A 229-nucleotide genomic window follows, 5' to 3' on the forward strand; every position below is an offset into this window, starting at 1 on the left:
CATCATTGTATTTAAAAAATTTAGATAAAATCCGGAAGATTTTTTATTTATAGATGAAAGTAATGATTTTGATAAAGTAAAAACACAAAACATTTTGCGTGATTAACACATTGATAAAATTATCGATACTTACAGAAATCGTACCTAAATAGAAAAATATAGTTATAGAGCCACCTTGGAAGAGATTGCTAATAATGACTATAACTTGAATATTCCGCGATATGTGGTT

The 229-nt window shown here is 26.2% G+C and carries 1 protein-coding gene; it reads left to right on the forward strand.

Features of this window, described 5'->3' with window-relative positions:
* Positions 1–175: 175 nt before the first annotated feature.
* Positions 176–229: hypothetical protein (locus AC23MC_RS16580; protein WP_487570670.1), on the forward strand; the 54-nt coding region annotated here is incomplete at its 3' end.

Source organism: Flavobacterium sp. T50_26, assembly GCF_057652995.1.